Here is a 24,241-nt window from a genome sequence, read left to right on the forward strand (position 1 = left end):
GCGCAGGTCGGGTCGGACGCTTTCAGTCTTCGCACTCGGGCATCCGCGTCGGCAGGGCCCTGTGGGCCAAGGCGGGGGCCGATCGGCCCCCGGGCCGGCAGGGGGCGGTGGCTTCGACGGGGTGCTCAGCAGGGCCAGGACCAGTCCGTGACCTCCGGCAGGTCGGTGCCGTGTTCGCGGATCCAGTCGTGGTGGCGGATGCGCTGGTCGGCCATGGTCCGGCGCAGTTCCTCGGTGCGGCCCGCGAGGCCGGGGACGCGGTCGATGACGTCCATGACCAGCCGGTAGCGGTCCATGTCGTTGCGGACCACCATGTCGAACGGGGTCGTGGTCGTGCCGGACTCCTTGTATCCGCGCACGTGCAGCTGGGAGTGGCCGGTACGACGGTAGGCGAGGCGGTGGATGAGCCACGGATAGCCGTGGTAGGCGAAGATCACCGGCTTGTCGGTGGTGAAGAGGGCGTCGTACTCGGTGTCCGTCATGCCGTGCGGATGTTCTTCGTGGGGCATCAGTCGGGCGATGTCGACGACGTTGACGACGCGGACGGCCAGCGAGGGCAGGTGTTCGCGGAGCAGGGCCGCGGCGGCCAGCACCTCCATGGTGGGCACGTCGCCGGCGCAGGCGAGGACGACGTCCGGTGCGCGGGAGCCGTCCTCGGTGCCGGCCCATTCCCAGACGCCCGCGCCGCGCGCCACGTGCGCGCGGGCCTCGTCGATCGCCAGCCAGTCGAAGCAGGGCTGCTTGCCGGCGACGATCACGTTGACCCGGTCGCGGCTGCGCAGCGCGTGGTCGGCCACGACGAGGAGGGTGTTGGCGTCCGGCGGCAGGTAGACCCGCACGACCTCGGGGCTCTTGTTGAGCACGTGGTCGATGAATCCGGGGTCCTGGTGCGAGAAGCCGTTGTTGTCCTGACGCCAGACGTGCGAGGTGAGCAGGTAGTTGAGCGAGGCGATCGGTGCCCGCCAGGACAGTTCGCGCGAGGCCTTCAGCCACTTGACGTGCTGGCCGACCATGGAGTCGACGATGTGGGCGAAGGCCTCGTAGGTGGAGAACAGGCCGTGGCGGCCGGTGAGGAGGTAGCCCTCCAGCCAGCCCTGGCAGACGTGTTCGGAGAGGATCTCCATCACCCGGCCGTCCCGGGACAGGTTCCGGTCCGTGGCCTCCGTGATGCCCTGCCAGGCCTTGCCGGTGGCTTCGTACAGGTCGTCCAGGCGGTTCGAGGCGGTCTCGTCGGGCCCGACGACCCTGAAGTCCCTGCGTCCGGCGGTGTCCTGCATGACCTGGGTGAGGAAGTGCCCGAGGACGCGGGTCGGTTCGTGCAGGGTGCGGCCCGGTTTTTCGACGGGGACGGCGTGCGCGTCGAGCACGGGCAGCGGGAGCGGTCGCAGCAGCCGGCCGCCGTTCGCGTACGGTACGGCGCCCAGGCGGCGGCCGCCCTCCGGGACGCAGGCCAGGACCTGCGCCACCGGACGGCCGTCGGCGTCGAAGAGCTCCTGCGGCCGGTACGAGCGCAACCAGTCCTCCAGTTGCCTCAGGTGCGCGGGGTTCTCGCGTACCCCGGCGAGCGGGACCTGGTGGGAGCGCCACGTGCCCTCGACCGGGTCGCCGTCGACGCTCGCGGGTCCCGTCCAGCCCTTCGGCGTGCGCAGCACGATCATCGGCCAGCGCGGGTACTCCCCACCCGGGTCGGTACCCGCCGCCCGTGCCTCTCGCTGGATGTCCGCGATGCGGTCCAGGGCCTGGTCCATCGCCCGGGCCATGGCCTGGTGCACCAGGGCGGGGTCGCTGCCGGTCACGTACAGCGGCTCGTGGCCGTAGCCGCGCAGCAGCGCGTCGAGCTCGGACTCGGGGATCCGGGACAGCACCGTCGGGTTGGCGATCTTGTATCCGTTGAGGTGCAGGATCGGCAGGACCGCGCCGTCGTGGACCGGGTCGAGGAACTTGTTCGCGTGCCAGGACGCGGCCAGCGGCCCGGTTTCGGCCTCGCCGTCACCGATGACGCAGGCGACCAGCAGGCCGGGATGGTCGAAGGCGGCTCCATAGGCGTGGGCGAGGGCGTACCCGAGCTCCCCGCCCTCGTGGATGGAACCGGGTGTCTGCGGCGCCACGTGGCTGGGCACGCCGCCGGGGAAGGAGAACTGCCGGAACAGCTTGGCCATGCCGCCCGCGTCGCGCGTCACGTCCGGGTAGGTCTCGCCGTACGTCCCCTCAAGCCAGGAGTTGGCCAGGACGGCGGGGCCGCCGTGCCCGGGACCCCAGACGCACAGGGCCTCCAGCGAACGCTCCTTGATCACGCGGTTGAGGTGGGTGTGCACCAGGTTCAGGCCGGGGGAGGTGCCCCAGTGGCCGAGCAGCCGCGGCTTGATGTGCTCCGGCCTGAGCGGTTCGGCCAGCAGGGGATTGTCCATCAGGTAGATCTGCCCGACGGCCAGGTAGTTGGCGGCGCGCCAGTGGGCGTCCAGCTCCGAGATCGAGTGCGCGGTCAACGCGGTCATGTCCGCTCCTGAGGGTGAGGGCCAGGGACGTTCGTCGACTGAGCCGATGCCGACACCGTGCGCCCTGCCGGAGCACGCCCGGCAGGGGAGGACCGGCCCTCAGCGAGGGACCGTTGGCCCTTCTCCGCCCGTGCCCGGGGCGGGGATGGTGAATCCCGGTGGCGCCCGGTCCTTCCCCCGGCCGGCGCCACCCGTCCCGGCCACAGACCCCGATGCCCCCGCGCATCAGTACGGAGGACAGACCCGTGAAGCGCACCCTCGTCGTCGGCGTGGACGGCTCCCCCGAAAGCCGGGCCGCAGCCGACTGGGCGGCTCAGGAAGCCGCACGCCGGGACATGCACGTGCACGTGGTCCACGCCTGGCTGTGGCAGCCGCTCGCCGTTCCGTTCGTCCAGGACCGCGACGTCGAGGCCCGCCGCGCCCAGGAGATCCTGGAAGAGTCGGAGGCTGAGCTCCGCCGCCGCCACCCGCGGCTCTCACTCACCGCGGAAGTGGTCCCGGACGGCCCCGTGCCGGCCCTGCTGCGCGCCGCCAAGGACGCGGAGATGCTGGTGCTCGGCACCCGTGGACACGGCGCCCTGGCCGGCTTCCTGCTGGGCTCCTACGGGCAGCAGCTGATCGCCGCCGCCGAGTGCCCCGTCGTCTCCGTCCGCGCCCGGCACGGCATGCCGGTGTCCGGGGCCGCCGAGGGCGAGGTGGTCGTCGGCCAGCAGGGCGGCGTGGAGGAATCCGCCGACGTACTGCGCTTCGCCTTCGAGACGGCCGCAGCACGCAGGGCGCCCCTGCGCGCGGTACGGGCTTGGAGCCTGCCCCCGGTCTACGGCTACAGCCCCGGCTCGATGTGGATCGCCGACCAGCTCGGCGGGCTGGAACCGTACGAGAAGGCCGCGTTGGAGCAGGCGCTGGAGCCGTGGCGGACGAGGCACCCCGAGGTGGACGTCGTCGCGCACGTGGAGCAGGGCAGCGCCGGGCACGTGCTGCTGTCCGTCGCATCGGACGCCCAGTTGCTCGTCGTCGGCCGGCAGATCCGGGAGTCGACGCCGGGCGCACGTACCGGATCGGTGGCCCATGCCGTCCTCCACCACTCGACCTGTCCCGTCGCCGTCGTGCCGCACCACTGAAGCGCCGACACGCCCCGGACCGGCCGGGCGCACATCACCCGGCCGGCCCGGCCCGCCCGAGCGGACGCGCCCTACTCCGCAGCGGGGGCCGGGCGCCGGCCGGGCGGGGTCAGGGCGTGGCTGGCGATCACGGCGGCCTGCACGCGCCGCTCCACCCCGAGCTTGATGAACAGCCGAGAGATGATGTTCTTCACGGTCTTCTCCGCGAGGTACAGCCGCTTGCCGATCTCCCGGTTGGTGAGCCCCTCGCTGACCATGACGAGGATCTCCTTCTCGCGGTCCGTGAAGCCGGGAAGCCCCGGCACCTGCTCCTCCTGGGGCACGTCGCCGCGCATCCGGGCCATCAGCCGCGTGGTGGCGCCGGGGTCGAGCATCGACTGGCCGGAGGCCACCGTCCGTACGGCGGTCACCAGGTCGGTGCCGGTGATCTGCTTCAGGACGTAGCCGGCGGCCCCCGCCATCACGGCGTCCAGCAGAGCCTCTTCGTCGTCGAACGACGTGAGCATCAGGCAGGCCAGCTCGGGCATGCGTGAGCGCAGCTCCCGGCACACGCTCACGCCGTCACCGTCCTGGAGCCGTACGTCCAGGATCGCCACCCGGGGACGCAGCGCCGGAATGCGGATCAGGGCCTGTTCCGCCGTGCCCGCTTCACCCACCACGGTCAGGTCCGGCTCGGCGTCCAGCAGGTCGTGCACTCCCCTTCGCACGACCTCGTGGTCGTCGAGCAGGAAGACGCTGATGGGGTTCGTCGCGGGGGAGGGGGCACTGCTGCCGGTCATCACGCAACTCCTTCGCCTGGGTTCGTCCCTGGACGCACGAACACCGGCATCTTGCCCGCCGGACGGGCCGAACGGACAGGGCCGATCGGCCCTCATCGCCGGCGGCTCCGGGCGACAGGGCCCGGCAGGCCCTCCGGAAAGGGACCTTCGGCCCTGTCCACAGGGCCTGCCGGGCCCTTCCCGGGAGCGCGCGGCGCCGGATGAACTGAGGGTGCACGGGGAACGGCGCGACTCCGCGGAGCCGCACGCAGCGCGGAGGACGCCATGACGACCGCTTTGATCGACCTGAAGACCGTGGCCCGGGACGACCGTGGTCTGAGGATCGCCCTGGCAGGAGAGCTCGACTGCTACACGGCCGGGCAAGTGGCACCACGCCTGCGCGAACTCGCCGGATCCGGCCACCGGAGCATCGTCCTGGACCTGCGCAGCCTCTCCTTCTGCGACAGCGCGGGCATCGACCTCCTCACCCGTCTCGACCGCCACTGTCGTGCGGCGGGAACGCGGCTCTTCCTGTGCGACGTGCCACCCCTGGTGGTCAAGTCCATGCGGGTGCTCGCTGCCGACAGAGACCTGAGATTCGTCGTCTCGTGAGTGCGGCGCAGTGCGGGTCCGGGGCGCAGAAGGGACCGTTCGGCCCTGGTCCCACCGGTGGATCAAGAGGGAGGCTGGGAGATCGGAAGCCGTAAGGACCGAGTGGGCCGGACGAAGGTACGCATCATGGATCAGGAAGGCATACGGCGACCCGCCGGCCGCGCCGGCGGCACGACGGCCGCCCGGCACATGCGGGAACTGGGCAGGGCCGAGGCCCTGAGGCTCCTCGCCACGGTGTCGCTGGGACGCATCGTCTTCACGCAGCACGCGCTGCCTGCCGTTCGACCGGTGAACCACCTCGTCGACGGCGAGGACATCATCATCCGGATCCACGAAGGCGGGGCGCTGGCCTCCCTGGCGGCACCCGCCGACGTCCCCGGCGTGGTGGTGGCGTACGAAGCGGACGTCATCGATCCCGACACCCGTCTCGGCTGGAGCGTCGTCGTCACCGGCTACGCACGCCCGGTGGTCGATGCCGAGGACACCGACCGGTACGCCGACCTGCTGCGCCCGTGGGTCGAACAACCGATGACCAACGCCTTGCGGATCCGCCCGGATCTCGTCACGGGCTTCCGGCTGGAGGCCACACCGTCGCCGCCCGCCCCGGCGATCCACGGCTGACTCCGTACCGCCCCTCAGCTGCTGTGGGGAAGCGGCGCCCGCCACACGAGCCTGCTGCCGCCCGCCTCGGGAGTCTCGGTGGTGAAGGTGCCGCCCACGCCGCGTGCCCGCTCGTCGAGGTTGCGCAGACCGCTCCTGCGCCCCCGCGCGGGAATGCCCGTGCCATTGTCCGAGACGGTCAGTACGACCTCGCCCTGCCCGGCCTTGAGGGTCACCCCGACCTTGGTCGCCTGCGCGTGTCGGGCCGCGTTGCTGAGGAGCTCGCCCAGCACCGCCACCACGTGGTCGGCTATCTGCGGAGGTACGTCGGTGTCGAGGAGCCCCTCCATGCTCAGGCGCGGTGGATGGCCGAGCGAGGTGGCCGCGTCGCCGACGGCGCGGGAGGCGCGTGCCCGCAGCCCCGGTCCGCCCTCGCGGTCCTTGGTGCGGAGCCCGAAGATCGTCGATCGGATGATCTTGATGGTCTCGTCCAGGTCGTCGACCGCCCGGCCGACCCGCTCGGCGGCCCCTTCGTGCTCCACGAGCCGTGCGGCGCTCTGCAAGGTCATGCCGGTGGCGAAGAGCCGCTGGATGGCCAGGTCGTGCAGGTCACGGGCGATCCGGTCGCGCTCCTCCAGCAGTGCTATCTGCTCGGCGTCCCGACGCCGTTCCGCCAGCTCCAGAGCGATCGCCGCCTGACCCGCGAAGGCGACGAGCGGCTCCAGCTCACCCTCGCCGAACGCAGGCTCTCCTGCCGGTCGCGCGAGCAGCAGAACGCCCCGGCTCTCCCCGCCCGCAGTACCCAGCGGGACTGCCACGGCTGGTCCCAGCCCGTCCCACCGCTGCATCCGGGCCTCGGCCGCGTAGCGCTCGTCACCCGAGGCCCTCATCGCCGTCACGGGCTTGCCCGACCGGTGCGCGGCCCCGGAGAGCGTGCCCTCGAAGGGGACGACAAGGCCCTGCCACGTGGCCCCGGCCGCTCCGGCCGCGAACTCCACGACCAGGCCGTCGACACCGTCCACCGGAACGGCGATGTTCGCGAGCCGCGCCGCGGTGATCTCCTGGGCGCGGCGGGCGATGAGATCCAACACCGCCGGGCGCGAACTCCCGGACAGTAGGCTCTCGGTGATCTCCGCGTTCGCCCTGAGCCATCTCTGCTGGCGCTGCGCCCCCTCGTAGAGCCGCGCGTTGTCGATCGCCACGCCCGCCGCCACCGAGAGGGTGGAGATCACGGTCTCGTCCTCGGTGTCGAAGTCGACCCCGCCCCGCTTGTCAGTCAGATAGAGGTTCCCGAACACCTCGTCACGGACCCGGATCGGCACACCGAGGAAGGTGCGCATGGGCGGGTGATGGGCCGGAAACCCGTGGGAAGAGGAGTGTGCTCCGAGATCGCTGAGGCGCAGGGGCTCCGGGTGGTGGATGACCTCGCCGAGCAACCCGTGGCCGGCCGGCAGCGGACCGATGGCGGAGATCTCGTCATCGGTGAGCCCCACGGTCAGGAACTGCGCGAGCCTGCGCCCGTCGGGGCCGATCACACCCAGGGCGCCGTACTCGGCGTCCACCAGCAGCGCGGCGGCCTCCACGATGCGCCGGAGCACCTGGGCGAGATCCAGCTCCCGCCCCACCGACACGACGGCCTCCAGCAGGCTGTGCACCCGATCGCGGGTGCCGCGCACTTCGTCAATGCGCACCTGGAGCTCGTCCAGCAGTTCGTCGAGCCGCATCCTCGGCACCTGCGTCAACGGATCCCCCACACCCACGCGTTACTCCTCCGGCTGGCGCCCGATGGCCCGATGGCCCGACGTGCGGCCAGCGTATCGACACGCCGAGGCCCGATGGACATCGTTGCGTGCAGATGCTTGCCGTGACTGACTTGATCGATGCACCCGGCGACGATGGGAAGGGTACGGAAATGAGACTCGGCAAGGCGGTCTACGAGGCGGAACTGCTTCGACTCCAGACGGAGCTGATCAAGCTTCAGGAATGGGTGCGCGTGGAGGGCGCCCGGCTGGTCGTCGTCTTCGAGGGCCGCGACGCGGCGGGCAAAGGGGGCACGATCAAGCGCGTCGCCGAACACCTCAACCCCCGTGTGGCCCGCATCGCGGCCCTACCGAAGCCGACGGAGCGGGAGCGCACCCAGTGGTACTTCCAGCGCTACGTGGAGCACCTGCCGGCTGCCGGCGAGATCGTGCTCTTCGACCGCAGCTGGTACAACCGCGCCGGCGTGGAACACGTCATGGGCTTCTGCACTCCCGCGGAGCACCAGCGCTTCCTGCGTCAGTGCCCGCTCTTCGAGCGCATGCTAGTGGAGGACGGGATCCTGCTCCGCAAGTACTGGTTCTCCGTCAGCGACGCGGCCCAGGAGGAGCGGTTCCGTCGTCGCGCGGAGGATCCGCTGCGGCGCTGGAAGCTCTCCCCGATGGACCTGGAGTCCCTCACGCGCTGGGAGGCGTACTCGCGGGCCAAGGACGAGATGCTCGTCCACACGGACACGGCGGACGCCCCGTGGTACGTGGTCGAGAGCGACGACAAGCGCAACGCGAGACTCAACACGATCGCCCACCTGCTCTCCTCGGTCCCCTACGAGGACGTGGCCCTGCCGCCGCTCGTCCTGCCGTCCCGGCCCCCGTCGACGGGCTACGAGCGGCCGCCCAAGGAGCTCCAGACCGTCGTGCCCGATCACGCGGCCACACTCGGGAAGGAGTGAGCCGCAGCAGGCCCCATCGCGGTGTCGTCCGATGGACCCGTCAGCGAGGAGCGCACGATGTCCGCACGTGGAAGGTCGGCCCTGCTGTCTCCCGGTCTCCGGATACCACTCGCCGGTGGCGACCCGGGCCGGCACGCGGTGCTCGCGGCGGCTCGGGCGCTGGCTGTCGGCCTGGTGACGCTCGGTGCGTGGGCCGTGCGCCTCGGGTTCCTCGCGGACCTGCTCCCACGGTCCGTGCGCGTCGGCTACTTCGCCAGCGGCCAGCCCGCAGACCCAGATCCTCCCACCACGGCCGGTCGTAGCCGAGGAAGAGCTTGGAGGTAGGAGTTCCTCACGGAACGCAGCCATCAGGCGGGAACGCGACGCCAACAGCTTTTGTGCGCCTGTGAGTTCGGCGATCCGTGCTCCCCCCCCGCCTTGCCTTCAGCTCCGGGAGGGGCGCGTCGAGCTGCCGCTGGACGGCCGGTTCCGAAAGTCTGAACGAAAACCCCTTGCCCAATGGTCAAGAAACGTTGACCATTGGCGACATGCCTACCGACGATCTTCCCGAGGCGTTTCACGTCACCACGGACGAGCAGCTACGCGCCGTCTCCAATCTCACGCGTCACCGGATCATGGCCGTGCTCCGCTTCGAGCCCGCGACGATCACTCAGATCGCCGAGCGAGTGGGCCTTGCGAAGGGGAGTTCCAGCTACCACGTACGACTGCTCGAACGTGCCGGCCTGGTGAAGGTGGTACGAACGCGGAAGGTCCGGGGAGTCACCGAGCGGTACTACGCAATGGCCGCACGGGCGATCGTGCTGCCGGATCCGGGCGAGGGAGGGCCGGACGTGCTGATGCGGCATGCGGTGGCGGACCTGGAGGCAGCGCCGGCGGCGGGCGAGCGGCACGTCCGGATGGCCCATCTGCGGCTCACCGATGAGCAGTTCGCGGAGCTGGGGGCGCGGCTGGAGGCACTGGCGGACGAGTACCGGGAGCTGTCAGATCCGTCGCTCCCGGACGCGTCACTCGTCTTCGCACTGTTCCACCCGGCACCGCGCCGGCAGACCGAAGGGGACGCCAAGTGACCTCAGGCGTAAGGAAGTTGCCGACCGGGTTCGGACGGCTGTGGACTGCGCAGACGGTGTCCTCGCTCGGTGACGGGGTGTCGCATGCCGCGCTGCCGCTGCTCGCGTTGACGTTGACTCGGGATCCGATGGCGCTCGCCGTCGTCACGGCCGCCGGAACGCTGCCGTGGCTGCTCTTCGGGGTGCTCGGCGGTGCGCTGGTAGACCGCTGGGACCGTCGGCGCACGATGTGGGTCACGGACGCGGCGCGTGCGGTGCTGCTCGCCATACCGGCGGCAGCGGCCGCGCTCGACGTGCTGAGCATTCCACTGCTCGCGGCCGTCGCCTTCCTGCTCGGCCTCGGCGGGCTCTTCTTCGACACGGCCGCCACGGCCTATCTGCCGGATCTGCTCGGCCGCGACCCCGCGCTCCTGGAGCGCGCCAACTCCCGCATGCGCGGCACCCAGACCGCCGCGTCCGGCTTCGCGGGGCCGCCCGCGGGTAGTGCCCTGCTCGCGCTCGGGCGGGCGTTTCCGCTGCTCGCCGATGCGGTGTCGTTCGCGCTCTCCGCACTGCTCGTACGGTCGCTGCCTGCCGCACCCCGGCCCGCACCGCAGGCCCGCGAGTCGCTGCTGCGGCAGGCGCGGGCCGGCGCCTCGTACGTGTTCCGGGATCAGCTGCTGCTCGGGCTCGCGCTGCGTCCGGCGGTCGGGAACATCGCCTTCCTCGCCGTGGAAACCGTACTCGCCCTCTTCGCGCACGATCGTCTCGGCATCGACACCTTCGGCTTCGGCCTGCTCCTCACTGCGGAGGCCACCGGCGGCCTGCTCGGCGCGGGCATCGCCTCCTCCCTCGGCCGACGACTCGGCACCGGCACCGCACTGACCTGCACGGCCGCCGTCGAGGGACTCGCCGTCCTGGGCCTTGCCGCCGCCCCGAACCCGTACGTCGCCGGCCTCGCGCTCGCCGTCTGCGGAGCGGGCATGGGCGCCACGATGGTGCTCGGCCCCTCCCTCCGACAGGCGATCGTCCCCGCCCACCTGATGGGCCGGGTCGCCTCCACCTCCCGCATGCTCGCCATGTGCGCCGCCCCGTTCGGCGCCTTCCTCGGCGGCTGGCTGGCCACCACCTACGACGTACGCACCCCGCTCTACACCGCCGCCGGCCTCCTCCTCGCGATGACCGCCGTCACGGCGACCATGACCAGCAACCGCCGGGTCGAGGCGGCGCTGCGTGCCGCCGCTCCGGCCGATGATGCAGATCACCCGGAATCCTTGGATCCCGTTCACGAGCGTGCCCATTAGGGCTCCGCGAGATCGTTGGGCCAGTGCCGAGCCCAGCTCGGCGTTCCTCGCCTCGGCGCCGTGGCGTCGGGCGCCCGGCCTCCACGGGATGCAACGAGCGGCCCAGCGGGCCGAACTACTCACACCCGTGAACCGACCGCGGCAGGCATCACACCAGATCGAGGAGCGCCCTTGTGCGAGGCCCCGAAGCCCGCGTGTTCGTCGATCAAGTGGATCTCCAGGAGCCAGTGCGCTTTCCATCCGGTCGCGGTCGTACGGAGCAGCGGCAGGTGGTCGTCAGACTTCGGCCGCACCCTCGTCTTCGGCGAGGCCCCGGCCAAGCACCAGGCTGCGCGAAGACCTCGTCAAGGTCTTCGACGCGGGCCGCAGCGTCCTCCGTGCCGACCCGCAGATCACCGGGCGACGGCCGTACGCGGAAGCCGAACGGCTCGCCGCCGAGTCCGGCTGGACCCTGGGCGGGTGGCACGCGGGCCATCTGGTGGGGGAATTCCCGCACGAGACGATCGACGGCGCCGCACCCGGGTCCACGTCACCCTGGACAACGCCACTCCGATGCGATGCGATGCGACGCGCCGCCCGGGCGGGCCGCTGCCACTGGATCCTTGAGGTCCACCTCGTCGACGAGCAGCACGGCTTCGGCGGCTTCTACGGACAACTCCTCGACCTGGCGTGACCGCCTTGGGGACGCTCGTCCCCCGTCAGCTCCGCCTCGATCGCTCGCGCAAGCCAGTCCGCCCTGCGCCCCCGCTCCTCTTCCAGCAGTGCCTGCCCCGCAGAGGAGAGTTCGACCAGGCTCTTGCGGCCGTCGGTCGGATGCGCCCGGCGCGTGATCAGCCCCTGCTCCATGAGGAGCCCGACGGCTCGGGCCACGGACTGCGGGCGCACGCGCTGTTCGGCCGCCAGTTCGCTGGTCATCACCGCACCGGCGCGGTCCAGCGCACCGAGGACGGACGCCTGACCGAGCGGCATCTGGTCCTCCAGCTTCACGCGCCGCGTGAGCTTTCCCAGCGCCGCGCGCAGTTCGGCCACGACGGCGGCGGACGCAGGCGCGGAGAGCACTGCGCCGTTAGGGCCCGTCGCGGAAATTGCTGGGCACGGGCATGGGGCTGTGCTTCCATGCCGCAGTGAAGAGCGAGAGCACGGCCGGCGCGGACCTCCCCCCGAGTGTTCGACAACGGACTGATCGAGACCCCGGTGACTGTGCGCGGGTCCTGACGGAGGTCCACGAACACGACGGCTATCCGGTGAACTGGCCCGACGATCCAGGCACATGGCTCACGCCTCCCTCGCTCATCGCCTCGTGGGTGGCCCAGCTGGACGGCCGCATCGTCGGCCACGTCGGCTTGTCGTGGAGCAGCGCGGGAGACGCGGCACCCGGCCTGTGGAGTGCGCACGCAGGGGTGAGTCGCGACGCGACCGCCGTGGTCAACCGACTGTTCGTCGCTCCGTCGGCCCGAGGTCACGGGATCGGTGCGCTGCTGATGGCGCGGGCAGTCGCAGAAGCGCGGCACCACGGCTTGCATCCGGTGCTCGACGTGGTGGCTTCCGACACGGCGGCGTCGGCCCTGTACGAGCGGCTCGGCTGGCAGCTGTTGGCCACGGTCGAGCAGCAGTGGAGCCCGGAGCAGAAGGTGACCGTCCGGTGTTATGCAGCGGCGGTCACCTGACGGCGGCGCCCCGGGTCACAGCCACGGCCGCCCGCCACTCGATCCCCGCCCCAGCCGGATGCGGCTCCGGCACCGGTGCACAGGGCGACGCCGTTCGGCTGACAAGGCTGGGTGGCGGATCGTGGAATCCGCATGTGGGGTCGGATGAATATACGTAGGATGCGTCGAGCCGCATGAGGGTGGGGTACTTGAGGCGGTCATCACCCCGTGTCGCCTGCCGGCGCACGGGACTGCCGGAACGAGGGGGGCGCGGAGCGTGCGTCTACAGGTCGGCTTCGGCCCGCTGACTGGTGTTGTCATCGGTGACCACGACGGGTGCCGGGCCGCTACCGGCTGCCGGCGGGGCCATCCAACCTTTTCCTCCGGTGCGGACGGGCACTCCACACCACCTGCGTCACCTCTCGCCACCCGTAGACGCCGCACCACCGCCTGACGATCTCGGGCGCCCGGCCATCGGCCGCGCACCGGCCCGGCGGGTGCCCCGGTAGCGGAGCAGTCCTGACCGACGCTGCTCCGGCCCACCGGGCCCGCCCGTCCCGGCCGGAGCGCCCCGCCTCACGACCACGTCGGCAGCGCGACCACTGCGACCCGGCACCCGCCGGGCCCCCGGGTCCTCCAGGGCCGCAGGTCCCCGACGTCGTCAGGTCCTCGGCGCCCCGTGTCCGTTCACCGGCCGCCGGCCGTGGGAGGCCGGGCGCCACCGCGATGCACCTCCGAAACCGCGCCACACGAGGAGAGCCCGCCGATGACCGACACCGACTCCGGGGTCTCCCACGTCGCCACGACCCCGGCCGTCCATCTCGCCGCAACCACAGCGGGTCACCACCCAGGCGGAGTTGAGCGGCAGGTCGGGAAGGTGGCGGGCACCGAGGACTGCACACCCCTGAAGTTCCACGTCGCCGTGTCACCCGACGCCTATCTCCAACTCGACGACGTGGTCAGCACCCGTCGCCAGGTCCCCGGGCGCGGAACCGTCACGACCTCCGGTGTGGTCACCGAGGTCGTCGCTCGACACGAGGGTGCCGCGTTCGACTCGGACGTGTTCCTCATTGCCGACGGGATCCTGCCGGCACGCGTGCAGGAGATCGCCGAGGTCGCCACGACGCGCGTCGACCCCGAGTGCTACGTGCCGCCCCGTCCCGGTGAAGTGGCCATCCGGGCCACGGGAGCGGACCGGGACGCCGCGCTCTACTTCGACCGGATGGCGAAGCGAATCCCCGTCGGCATCGGCCGCGACGGCGAACCGATCTACGTCAACGTCGAGTTCCTCGACGGTACCCGTGGCGCCCACGTGTCCATCTCGGGCATCTCGGGGGTGGCGACCAAGACCAGCTTCGCGCTGTTCCTCCTCCACTCCCTCTTCACCTCCGGCGCGTTGGGCGGCCGAGTCGTCAACGCCAAGGCTCTGATCTTCTCCGTCAAGGGCGAGGACCTACTGTTCGTCGATCAACCCAACGCCCGCCTCGACGAGCCGTTACGCGCCGCCTATGGTCGACTCGGCCTGCCCGCCCGACCTTTCGTCTCCGTCGGCTTCTACGCCCCGCCGCTCCCCGGCGACACCACGGGCCGCCCCCACGTCACGGGACGGACCAGCGGCGTCACCGCGTTCTGGTGGACCCTCGCGGAGTTCTGCGAACGCGAGTTGCTCCCGTACGTGTTCACCGACGTCGCGGACGAGAAGAACCAGTACACGATGGTCGTTCACCAGGTCACAGGTCGGCTGCGCCGCGAAGCCAGACCTGCCGGGAACGACGGCGCGGTCGTCGTCGACGGCACCGTCCTCCGGACCTGGGAGGAGATGATCGATTTCATCTCCGGGCGGGTGACCGACGAAGCCACCCGTCCGCTCTGGGCGGGACCGGCTGTGGGAACCGGCACCGTGAACGCGTTCGTCCGGCGGCTGAGGTCATCTCAACGGCCACTCACGCCCCTGCTGAGGGGGGACCTGAGCACGGTCACCGACCGGCCGGTCGACCACGGCGTCGACACGTCGCGCCACCAGGTCACCGTTGTTGACCTGCACAACCTGCCCGAGCGGGCTCAGCGCTTCGTCGTCGGCGTCGTCCTCGCAGCGGAGACCGAACGCAAGGAACAGGCGGGGCCGGGTGGCCTCCTCTTCACGATGATCGACGAGCTCAACAAGTACGCGCCCCGCGACGGCTCCTCTCCGATCAAGGACGTGCTGCTCGACATCGCCGAGCGGGGTCGTTCGCTCGGCATCATCCTCATCGGAGCCCAGCAGACCGCCTCCGAGGTCGAACGGCGCATCGTGTCGAACTCCTCGATCAAGATCGTCGGACGGCTGGACCCTGCGGAGGCCAACCGCCCCGAGTACGGGTTCCTCCCCAAGGGCCAGCGCCAGCGCGCCACGCTTGCGAGGCCCGGAACCATGTTCGTCTCCCAGCCGGAGATTCCGGTGCCGCTGGCCGTCGAGTTCCCCTTTCCTGCCTGGGCCACACGGCTCTCCGAGGTCAGTGAACCCGCCTTCAGCGAACCCGCCTCCGCCGACGACTCGGCTCCTCCCGCAGGGACCGCCGCTGGGGAGGTACGGCCGGGCCCGTTCGACAAGTTGCCGGCGGTCGACGACGACCGCTGGCTCGACGACTTCGACGACGGCGCCGTCGCTGAGCCCCCACCCTTCTGACGCTCGTCATCCACGGCGCGCCGCAACCTGACGTGGCGGCCGTGGATCTCGGTGGTGAAGGCCATGGCCGGCAGGCAGGGCTGATGATCCGCTCCGACGCCCGCGTCACCGGACACCCCGCGCTTTCGCTCCGACCCGTCTCGCTCATCGCCCCACAGCCGCCCCGGCCCGCCTCGTCCCTCCGGAAGGACCGTCCTGGTGAAGTTCCTCCACACCTCAGACTGGCACGTCGGTAAGATCCTCAAGGGCCGCAACCGGCTCGACGAACAGGCCGCCGTACTGCGCGAGATAACCCAGATCGCGCTCGGCAACGAGGTCGATGCCGTGTTCATCGCCGGCGACGTCTACGAGCACTCCGCGCCGAGTGCCGATGCCCAGAAGCTCGTCGTGCGCACCCTGATGCAACTGGCCCGGCGGAACGTCGAGGTGGTCGTCATCGCCGGCAACCACGACCACGGAGCCACGTTCGAGGCGTACAAACCGCTGATGGGCGTCGCCGGCATCCACGTCTACGGTCAGGCCAGGCCGGCGGACAAGGGCGGTGTCCTCACCTTTCGTGCCAAGTCCACGAACGAACCCGTCAACGTCGCGGTTCTGCCCTTCCTCTCCCGCCGCTACGCCGTCCGCGCTGCCGAGATCATCGCGAACACCCCCTCACAGAACGTCGGTGCCTACGACCAGCTGGTGCGCGACGTCCTGGGCGGCCTGACCGCCGCGTTCACCCCGGACGCCGTGAACATCGTCATGGCGCACCTCACCTGCACCGGCGGGGCCTTCGGGGGCGGCGAACGCGAAGCCCAATCGATCATGGAGTATCACGTTCCCGCCGCGATCTTCCCGACCGAGGCCCACTACGTGGCCCTGGGCCACCTCCACCGCCGACAGCGGATTCCGGCGCCCTGCCCGGTGCACTACAGCGGATCCCCGTACCCGGTCGACTTCGGCGAGCAGGACAACACGCACGTCGTCTGCCTCGTCGAAGCGGCCCCCGGCACTCCGGCGCAGGTCACCGACGTCCCGGTCACCGCCGGCCGCCGACTGCGCACCGTCGAGGGAACCGTCGCCGAGCTCATCGCCGACCGAGCCACCTACGGCGAGGACTACCTCCGACTCGTCGTCACCCAGCCCGCGTACGCCGGCCTCCGCGACGACCTGACCGAAGCGCTTCCCAACGCCCTGGAGATCCGCATCCACCCCGAACACACGAGTGCCGGGGCCAAGGCGGGCACAGCAGTCGATCGGCAGGCCAGGACGCCCGCGCAACTGTTCACCGACTACTGCCACAGCGTCGGCATCAGCGACGACCGGGTCGTGGGCCTGTTCAACGAACTACACGACGACCTCACCCGCTCGACCGCCCGCCCCTGACCGGCTTCCCCCACCCCCGGTCTCCGGCATCCCAGGTCCCTTCACACACCCGGTAAGGAACAACACCGCAGATGCGCCCCGTTCGCCTGGAGCTCAACGGCTTTGCCGGTTTCCGTGTCGCCACCGTGGTCGACTTCACCGACGCCGACTACTTCGCCCTTGTCGGCTCGACCGGGTCGGGGAAGTCCACCATCCTCGACGCGTTGACTTTCGCGCTGTACGGCACGGCCTACCGGTGGGGACGGAGCAACGCCATCTCCTACGCGCTCGCCCCCACCAGCAACCGCTGCACCGTCTCGCTCACCTTCGACGTTGCGTCCCAGCGCTACCAGGTGGCCCGCGAGGTCCGCCGGATCGGGGGGCAGGTCCAGCAGAAGGCCGTCAGCCTGGTCAGGTTCGCCGACCCCACCGCGGGCGCCGTCCACCCGAACGGGCCGCAACCCGAGGTCTTGGCCGGCGAGATCAAGGAACTCAACGCCGCCGTCGAACAGCTTCTCGGACTGTCCTTCGACGACTTCTGCCAATGCGTCGTCCTGCCCCAGGGCGACTTCGCCCGGTTCCTGTCGGCGAACACCGCCGACAGGCAGCGGATCCTGCTGAAACTCCTGGGCGCCGCCCACTACGAGGGCATCGGCAAGCGTGCCGGCGTCCAGCGGGACGCGGCGGCCAAAGAGGTCGAGGTCCTCACCGAGCAGCTCGGCCGCTACGCAGGCGCCACTCCCGAAGCGGAGGCCGAGGCGCGGGCGCGGGTCTCGGCACTGGAACTGCTGGCCACCAGCGTCGACGCACTCGTGCCCGGGGTCGACGAGGCGCATGCCCGTGCCGCCGAAGCCGCCGCCCGTGCGCAGGCGCTGGGCGGCCAGGCCGACCTGCTCGCCTCCATCAGCGCCCCCCACGGCGTCGAAGAGCTCCAGCGCGCCGCCGACGACGCGCAGCGCGCCGTCGAGAAGGCGCGCGAGGCCGAGGCCGAAGCCGGCCGTGCCCTCGCAGACGCCCACGCGGCCGGCCGGGCCGCCCCGGAGCGCGCCGCCATCGAGCACACCCGTGACCTCCACCTGGAAAGGGCGGACCTCGCCGCGCGCCGCGAGCGGGTGTTCGCGGCTGCGGACCGCGCCGACTGGGAACTGGCGAGGCACCAGGAACAGTTGCACGTCCGCGCAGCCGCAGTCGACGCTGCCCGTGCGGACGTGGCGGAGGCCCGCGCCCGCCTCGACCGCGCCCACCAGGCGCACGACGAGGTCCGGCGCCGCCGGGACCGGCTGGCCCGCGTCCGTACCCCGGAGGGGCTGTCCGTCCTGGCCGATCGGGTGGCGGAGCTCGCCCGGCAGGCCGACGACGCGGAACGGCGTCTCACCGAAGCCAGCGACCGGCACGAGCGGGCGGCCACCGCGCTCGCCGCCGACGGTGATGGAAGCCGCCTCACCGAAGCCCGGGGGGCGCTCGACCAGCTCGACGAGGTCACCACGGACTTCGCCGCGGCCACCAGCGAACTGGGCGACGCCATCGAGGCAGCCGCGCGGACGGACGCCGCGGTATCCGATGCACAGTTCCTCCTCGACGCCCGTACGGGCGCCTTGGAGGAGGCGCGTACGCTCGCTGGTGCCGGTCGGCTGCGTCCGGTGCTCCGGGCCGGCCACGCCTGCCCGGTCTGCGAGCAGACCGTCACCGCCGTCCCGCCGCCGCTGCCCGACCCGGCGCTCGACGCTGCCGAGGCCGGTGCGGCCGGCGCGACCCGCGAACACCGTGAGGCGCTCTCCCGGCACCAGGAAGCGATGGCCACGGTCACCGGCCGGCAGCGCACCGTCGACGCCCTCACCGTGCGGCGCACCATGATCGAGCAGCAGGTGGCCGCCCTGCTACCGGAGCTTTCCGAAGGAGCCGCGGGCGAAGCCGAAGCCTTCCCCGGCGTCGTCAGCGGCTCAGGTCCGGACCGCGGATCCGGACCTGAGCGTGCTCGGCTCGACGGACTCGTCGCGGCCCGCAACCGGCTCGTCGCCACCGAAGAGCAGACCCGCGCCGCGGCCGGGGAGGCCAGGACCGTGCACGGGACCACGCTGACCGCCGCCGGTGCGCTCCGACGGGAGCTCGACCGGGCCCGCACCGTGCTCGACACGCAGCTGGGCGCCTTGACCGACCTCGAACCGCCCACCGCGGACCCGGCCGCCCCCGAGGGTTCCGAGGACCTCGGGGCTCCCGGCGACCTGACGGCGGCCTGGGCCCGGCTGGACGCCTGGGCCCGAGCCGGCACCGCCGAGGCGGAAGCCGACCTGGCCGTTGCCGCCACCGCGGTCGCCACCGCCGATGAGGCCCACCAGGATGCCGTCGCCGCTCTGGAAACGGCCGACCGGGAGCACGAGGAAGGGCGGGTCGCGCACACCCGGACCGTGCGGGACGCCACGGCCGCCGAAGCCGGCCGGACCGCCCTCACCGCCCGGCTGCGCGAGCTCGACGCGCTGCTGTCCGCAGCGCCGTCGGCGGAGGCCGTCCCCGGCCTGCTCGCCGAACGCACCCGCCTCGACGACGCCGTGACGGCTGCCGCGGTCCGGGCCGACCGAACCCGCGAGGCACTGGGGGAAGCCCTGGCCGAGCAGCAGCGGACCCTGGCCGGAACCGATGCCGCCCGCTCCGAACTGACGGCCGCTCGGGACACCGTGGCGGCCCTCGCCCCGCCCCGCCCCGACACCGCCGACCTCGCCGCCGCCTGGGCCGACCTCGTGGACTGGGCCGCACGCGAGGCCGCCGGCCGCCGGGCAGAAGCCCTGGGGAGGCGTGCCGAAGCCCGCGCCGCGACCGACGACGCCGACGAACTCCTGGACCGGCTGGACGCGCAGCTGAGTGACCACGGCCTGGACCCCGGCCACCTGGGTGAGGGGCCGGGGCGCGCCGCACACGCACCCAGGGTGGTCGCGATCGCCCTCGAACGGGCTCGCGCCGAGGCGGAGCGGATCGTACGCGACCTCGCCGAAGCCGCATCGGTACGGGAGAGGGCGGACACGGCCCGCACCCGGCAGCAGGTGGCCACCGAACTGGCCCGGCTGATGCGATCCGAGCGGTTCCCGCGATGGCTCGCCGAGTCCGCCCTCGACACCCTGGTCGAGGGCGCCTCGGAGTCGCTGCGCCAGCTCTCGGGGGCCCGCTTCGACCTGAGCCACCGCAAGGGGGAGTTCTACGTCGTCGACCACGCCGACGCCGATACGGAGCGCTCGGTCCGCACCCTCTCCGGCGGGGAGACGTTCCAGGCCAGCCTCGCCCTGGCGCTGGCCCTGTCCGAACAGCTGGCCGGGCTCGGCAGCGCGACGAAACTGGAGTCCATCTTCCTCGATGAGGGATTCGGGACCCTCGACCCCGAATCCCTCGACACGGTCGCCGACACGCTGGAGACCCTCGCCCAGGGCGACCGGATGGTCGGACTGATCACCCACGTCCCCGGGCTCGCCGAACGCGTACCGGTTCGCTTCCGGGTGCGCCGCGATGCCCACAGCTCCGTCGTCACCCGGGAGGGCGCGTGACGAACACCGCGCACGCGGCCCCGATGCGGTTCCACGTCGACGGCTGGGACCCCACCTACGGCTCCAGCGTCGAGAACGCAGAAGCCGCGGGCAACGCCGTGGCTGGATCCACTGCGAGGATCGTCCTCGACGTCGAAACCGCCCCCACCGACTGGAAGCCGATCTCGCCCTCGTACGGTCCCGCCCCCGGCGCCGTCCTGTTCGTCGACGGAGTGCGCCGCGTCGAGGCCCGTGTCTGGATCGAACAACTCCCGCCTGCCGACCGGCCCCCACCAGCCGCCGACGACTCCCGCTACTCCGCCGCCGGCGCCGCCGACGCCACGATGGCCCTGTGCGCCTCGTACGCCGCCGGCACCGTGTGCTGCTGTCCCGGCCACGGCGCGCACCTGCTGACGGTCGAGTCCCGGCGCGGCCTGTTCACCACCGCCCCCCATGCCGTCGACGTACCCACCACGGCCGGTACCTACCGGGCCCACGTCACCGCCGACGACCTGGAGGAGAACCTGGCCGTGCTGCTCTCCTCGGCGCTCCAGGGCAGCCTGCACGACCTGGAGGTCCTCGTGGCTGCCAACGCCCGCACCGCCCTCTCGGGTCACGGCGTGGCCGACGGCTCGGACCTGCTGATCGTCGACGGCCCGCTGCGCGGCCGCACCCACCTGCCGCGTGCCCTGGGCTTCATCAAGTCCCACCGCACCGCCTACCTGCCGCCGGACCTCCACGCGATGGTCGCCCACCTCGCGCCCGGTGAACGTACCCCCGTGTTCCTCATGGGTAGCTCCTGGGACCGCCACGCCTGGTACCTGCGCCTGCCGTGCACGCCCGGCCCCCCGTGGGCCGGGGTGGTCCGCCTGGAATGCGCCGCCAATGTTCCTCGCGATGAGGCGGTGGCTCTGGCCGACCTTTCACAACGCGTTCTGCCGCGGTACGCCGGCTGCGAGTACAAGGACCCGCGGGCCCCGCAGAACCTCGTCCCGGTCGCCGGTCTGGAACGGGAGTTGCGCCGCCGCCTGGGCGACTCGTCGCTCCTGGCCAGGGCCCTGCGTACCGCAGCGGCTGCCTGACCGCAGCCGCCCCCTTCTACAGGGAGGGCGTCCGATGACGGGCCTGTCGGGCGGCTTTTTGGCGGAAGTTGCGTAAGCCGCTCCCGGGCCGGGGCGGCGGGGCTACCGTCCAGGTCTCGGCAGGTCGCGGCACTGCCCGTGTCCGTCCTGCCGTCGCGGGGGAGTCGTGCCGCCGCTGACGACCGTCGCCTCGGAGGCTGCCTGCCCATGCACACCGGATCGCCTCCCGTCAGGATCCCACTGACCGTTCTGGCGCTGCTCGCCGTCGCGTTCGCCCTGATGATCGGCGGGGCGGGATCGGCATTCGCGCATGCCGGCCTCACTGGCTCCGACCCCGCCGACGGCGCCGTCCTCCCCGTGGCGCCCCAGCAGGTCACGCTCACCTTCACCGAGTCCGTCAGCCTCTCCGAGGACTCGCTGCGGGTGCTGTCGCCGGCCAACGAGCGGGTGAACCCCCGCCCGGCGCAGCATGCGGAAGGCAAGGACGACACCGGCCGGGTGCAGTTGGCCGACGATCTGGCGCAGGGCACCTACACCGTGGCCTGGCGGGTCGTCTCCGCCGATGGCCACCCGATCTCCGGTGCGTTCACCTTCTCCATAGGCAAGCCGTCCGAAAACGCCGCTGCGGTGCCGACCGGCTCGGCGGACGACACGGCGGTCGGCCGCCTGTACGGCTCCTTCCGCTACGTCGCCTACAGCGGGCTCGCCCTCCTCGTCGGCGCAGGCGCGTTCGTCCTGGTGTGCTGGCCCGCCGCGGGCTCGGTCCGTCCGGTGCGCGGGCTGCTGATCGCGGGATGGGTGACGCTGGCGGTGTCCACCGCAGCGCTGTTGGTGCTGCGCGGGCCGTACGAGACGGCCGGCCGGCTGACATCGGTGTTCGACCCGTCGCAGCTGGGCCGGACCGTCACCGGGAGGCCGGGGCGCGCGCTGGTCGCCCGGCTCGTACTGCTCGCGGCACCCCCGCTGTTGCTGAGGTGGCCGGCCGTACGGGCCGGAGTGCGAGCCGGAGTGCGGGGCGACGGGACACAGTCGAGCGGTCCCGGTCACGGCTCCCGTGTCCGGCTGGCGGGGGCGGTGTTCGCCCTGGGCCTGGCGTTCACGTGGGCCGCTGCGGAGCACGCCTCCGCCGGGATCCAGGTTCCGCTGGCCATCCCCGTCGCGGTGCTGCACCTGCTGTCCATGGGGGTCTGGCTGGGCGGCCTGATCACGCTGGCCGTCATCCTCCGGCGCCGGGGGCCGGACGGTGGCGCGGTCCCGGCGTCCGCGATCGGCCGCTTCTCGACGCTGGCCTTCACCGCCGTCGCCGTTCTGGTCGGCACCGGGGTGTACCAGTCCTGGCGGCAGGTCGGCTCCTGGGCAGCGATGACCACCACGCCGTACGGCAGGACGCTCACGTGGAAGATCGCCGTCGTGGTCCTCGTACTGGGGGCGGCATCGTTCTCCCGCCGGTGGACCGCCCGCCTCGTGTACGGGGCGCAGCCGACCGCGCAGACGCCGACGGTGCCCGAGCCCGAGCGGGTGCGGGTCGTGCAGTTGGTCGGCGCGCCCGCGTCCCCGGCGGTGACGGACCTCGGCGGCACCTCCGATGCGCAGGCCGGGGGCGGGTCGGGTGACGACACCGGGCCGCCCGTCCCCGAGGCCGACGGGTACCGGCGCAGCCTGCGCCGCACGGTGGTCGTCGAAGCCGCCCTCGGCGCCGTGGTCCTGGCGATCACGACCTTGCTCACCGGCACCCAGCCCAGCCGAGCCGCGGCCGCCACCGCCTCGGCGGCCACGGCGCAGGAGCCGCAGGTGAAGGTGGTCACCGTCCCCTTCGACATGGGGACGGCCAACCACCAGGGCACGGTGCAGATCACGCTGGCGCCCGGACGCGTCGGCGAGAACTCGGTCGAAGCCGTGGTGTACACCGCGGACGGCGGCCTCGCCACCGTTCCCGAACTCCGCCTGAGCCTCACCCAGGGCGAGCTGGGAATCGGGCCGATCGACGCCAAGCTCAAGAACCAGCAGGGGTACTGGGCCGCGTACGACCTGCGGCTGCCCATGCCGGGTGAGTGGACCATGAACATCACGGTGCGCACCACGGACATCGACCAGGTCACCGTGCGCGGGAGCGTCCGCATCGCGGCCTCGGCGCCGACCACCGCTACGCGGTCCACCCCTTAGTTTCGAAGCGGCCGCACATCGGCCGGACCGGGGGCCGGTGCACGGCTCGTGCCGTGCACCGGCCCCAGGCTGCTTCCGTCAGGCCCGGCTGTGGCTGCGGCGCAGCCACCAGAAGGTGCCGGCAGCAGCCAGCAGGACGATGGCCGCGACCACGCCGAGGACGGCTCCGGCGTTGCCGCCCGCCGCCTTCGCACTCGTCGTCCCGGTGCTCGCGGCCGCTGCGGGAGCGGATGGCGCCGCCGCGGAGGGCTGGACGGACGGGGCGGTGCTCGGGGAAGGGGACGGGCCCGGCGCGATCGGCTTGGCCCCGGGAGCCGCCGCCTCCAGCTTGAGCACGGGGGCCGGGTTGTCGACCTTCTCCCCGCCCGTGGGCACTTCGATCCAGCGGGAGGTCTTTCCGTCACCGTAGGTTTCAAGGGTCTTGAACGCCAGGGACTTCTCGTCGGGCAGCTGGCGCACCGTGATGCTGTACTCGGCATCGGTTCCGGTGGCCAGAGGGGCGCCGCCGATGGCGTACCCGTCCGGGGTGGCCGTCAGCTTCCACTCCTTGGGGGCCTCCTTCAGCGTGACGGCGTCCGGGGCGATGCCCTTGGGGAGGACGACCCGCAGCTCCGAGATCCCAGCGGTGTCCGACTCCGCCTCAGAGGTGAAGGAGAGCGTGACGTTCTCGGCGAGGGCGCGCGGTTCGGATGCGGTGACCTCGGCGTGTGCGGCGGCCGGCCCGGCCGCCACGCCGAGGAGCACCAGGGCGCCGACGGCCGCGAGGCCCAACCTACGGGGACGGGGACGGGTGTGTGTCGTGTTCACGATGGAAGAAACCCTCTCGGTACGAGGGGCGGGCTTCACCGTGCTGGTGCACTGCCCGCCGGGATCAGGGGAACGTCTCCTGCACACCCGGCAGGAGGACCCCGGCGCACCACTGCGTGACAGAGCGTCGTCGTCGCCGCCGGTCGTACGGCCCGACCGTCGTGCCGTACGGGCCCGGTCCGCGGACGGGGCCCGAACCATGGGCGGCGGAGGGCGCCGAGAGCAGCGGCGGCAGCCGCGGCAGCCCTCTGGGCCCACCGGCCCACCGTCTGCGGCAGGCGGCTGAGGACCTGGTCCGCGCGGTACATGAGCAGAGCCATCGCACATGCAGCCACGCAATGGGCCGCGGTCATCGGCCACACGCCGTGGTGTGCGGCGC

General features: G+C 72.1%; 17 protein-coding genes and 1 pseudogene. 13 read left to right on the forward strand and 5 right to left on the reverse strand.

Features of this window, described 5'->3' with window-relative positions:
• Window positions 1–125: 125 nt before the first annotated feature.
• Window positions 126–2,495, reverse strand: a complete 2,370-nt coding sequence (locus OG974_RS05995) for a phosphoketolase family protein (RefSeq protein WP_329315374.1) — start codon at window positions 2,493–2,495, stop codon at window positions 126–128.
• Window positions 2,496–2,740: 245 nt separating this feature from the next.
• Here OG974_RS05995 and OG974_RS06000 point away from each other — a divergent pair, with 245 nt between their 5' ends.
• Complete coding sequence (locus OG974_RS06000; RefSeq protein ID WP_329315376.1) at window positions 2,741–3,616, forward strand: universal stress protein; 876 nt, start codon at window positions 2,741–2,743, stop codon at window positions 3,614–3,616.
• A 71-nt stretch (window positions 3,617–3,687) separates the two neighbouring features.
• Here the strand turns inward: OG974_RS06000 and OG974_RS06005 are convergent, their stop codons facing one another.
• A complete protein-coding gene (locus tag OG974_RS06005; RefSeq protein WP_327279883.1) occupies window positions 3,688–4,395 on the reverse strand; it encodes a response regulator transcription factor in 708 nt (235 codons plus the stop codon).
• 264 nt (window positions 4,396–4,659) lie between these two features.
• On the opposite strand from OG974_RS06005, the gene OG974_RS06010 reads away from it, so the two are divergent.
• Complete coding sequence (locus tag OG974_RS06010) at window positions 4,660–4,986, forward strand: STAS domain-containing protein (protein ID WP_327279884.1); 327 nt, start codon at window positions 4,660–4,662, stop codon at window positions 4,984–4,986.
• 126 nt (window positions 4,987–5,112) lie between these two features.
• Window positions 5,113–5,607, forward strand: a complete 495-nt coding sequence (locus OG974_RS06015) for a pyridoxamine 5'-phosphate oxidase family protein (RefSeq protein ID WP_371645687.1) — start codon at window positions 5,113–5,115, stop codon at window positions 5,605–5,607.
• 14 nt (window positions 5,608–5,621) lie between these two features.
• Here OG974_RS06015 and OG974_RS06020 read toward each other — a convergent pair whose 3' ends face one another.
• Window positions 5,622–7,310 carry a GAF domain-containing sensor histidine kinase gene (locus OG974_RS06020; RefSeq protein ID WP_327279885.1) on the reverse strand — a complete coding sequence of 563 codons (1,689 nt, stop codon included), beginning with the start codon at window positions 7,308–7,310 and terminating at the stop codon, window positions 5,622–5,624.
• A gap of 188 nt (window positions 7,311–7,498) precedes the next feature.
• Here OG974_RS06020 and ppk2 point away from each other — a divergent pair, with 188 nt between their 5' ends.
• From ppk2 to OG974_RS06040, 4 genes and pseudogenes are all read left to right on the forward strand, one after another.
• Complete coding sequence (gene ppk2 / locus OG974_RS06025; protein ID WP_327279886.1) at window positions 7,499–8,293, forward strand: polyphosphate kinase 2; 795 nt, start codon at window positions 7,499–7,501, stop codon at window positions 8,291–8,293.
• A gap of 527 nt (window positions 8,294–8,820) precedes the next feature.
• Window positions 8,821–9,360, forward strand: coding sequence for a winged helix-turn-helix domain-containing protein (locus tag OG974_RS06030; protein WP_329315381.1), 540 nt, complete (start codon window positions 8,821–8,823; stop codon window positions 9,358–9,360).
• Window positions 9,357–10,643 (forward strand): MFS transporter, encoded by a 1,287-nt coding sequence (locus OG974_RS06035; RefSeq protein ID WP_327279889.1) that lies wholly within the window; start codon window positions 9,357–9,359, stop codon window positions 10,641–10,643. The genes OG974_RS06030 and OG974_RS06035 overlap by 4 nt, the downstream gene beginning before the upstream one ends.
• A 270-nt stretch (window positions 10,644–10,913) precedes the next feature.
• Window positions 10,914–11,316, forward strand: a pseudogene (locus OG974_RS06040) (aminopeptidase); the annotation flags it as partial.
• Here OG974_RS06040 and OG974_RS06045 read toward each other — a convergent pair.
• Window positions 11,289–11,702, reverse strand: coding sequence for a MarR family winged helix-turn-helix transcriptional regulator (locus OG974_RS06045; protein WP_371645690.1), 414 nt, complete (start codon window positions 11,700–11,702; stop codon window positions 11,289–11,291). The pseudogene OG974_RS06040 and the gene OG974_RS06045 sit on opposite strands and share 28 nt — an antisense overlap.
• Window positions 11,703–11,767: 65 nt before the next feature.
• Between OG974_RS06045 and OG974_RS06050 the strand changes: the two genes are divergently transcribed.
• The 6 genes from OG974_RS06050 to OG974_RS06075 all read left to right on the forward strand — a co-directional run bounded on the left by OG974_RS06050 (window position 11,768) and on the right by OG974_RS06075 (window position 23,055).
• On the forward strand, window positions 11,768–12,310 hold the full coding sequence (locus OG974_RS06050; RefSeq protein WP_371645692.1) for a GNAT family N-acetyltransferase: 543 nt from the start codon (window positions 11,768–11,770) through the stop codon (window positions 12,308–12,310).
• A 745-nt stretch (window positions 12,311–13,055) separates the two neighbouring features.
• A complete protein-coding gene (locus tag OG974_RS06055) occupies window positions 13,056–14,954 on the forward strand; it encodes an ATP-binding protein (protein WP_371645694.1) in 1,899 nt (632 codons plus the stop codon).
• A gap of 198 nt (window positions 14,955–15,152) precedes the next feature.
• Window positions 15,153–16,322, forward strand: coding sequence for an exonuclease SbcCD subunit D (locus OG974_RS06060; RefSeq protein WP_328764535.1), 1,170 nt, complete (start codon window positions 15,153–15,155; stop codon window positions 16,320–16,322).
• Between the two features lie 71 nt (window positions 16,323–16,393).
• Entirely contained in the window at window positions 16,394–19,831 is a 3,438-nt protein-coding gene (locus OG974_RS06065) for an AAA family ATPase (RefSeq protein WP_371645696.1), read from the forward strand.
• Window positions 19,828–20,892, forward strand: a complete 1,065-nt coding sequence (locus OG974_RS06070) for a hypothetical protein (RefSeq protein WP_327279894.1) — start codon at window positions 19,828–19,830, stop codon at window positions 20,890–20,892. The genes OG974_RS06065 and OG974_RS06070 overlap by 4 nt, the downstream gene beginning before the upstream one ends.
• Before the next feature lie 207 nt (window positions 20,893–21,099).
• Window positions 21,100–23,055: a copper resistance CopC/CopD family protein gene (locus OG974_RS06075; protein ID WP_371645698.1), complete on the forward strand. Its 1,956-nt coding sequence runs from the start codon at window positions 21,100–21,102 to the stop codon at window positions 23,053–23,055.
• Between the two features lie 78 nt (window positions 23,056–23,133).
• Here the strand turns inward: OG974_RS06075 and OG974_RS06080 are convergent, their stop codons facing one another.
• Window positions 23,134–23,862 (reverse strand): DUF1775 domain-containing protein, encoded by a 729-nt coding sequence (locus OG974_RS06080; protein ID WP_371645700.1) that lies wholly within the window; start codon window positions 23,860–23,862, stop codon window positions 23,134–23,136.
• Window positions 23,863–24,241: the final 379 nt, after the last annotated feature.

Source organism: Streptomyces sp. NBC_00597, assembly GCF_041431095.1.
Taxonomy (GTDB): Bacteria; Actinomycetota; Actinomycetes; order Streptomycetales; family Streptomycetaceae; genus Streptomyces.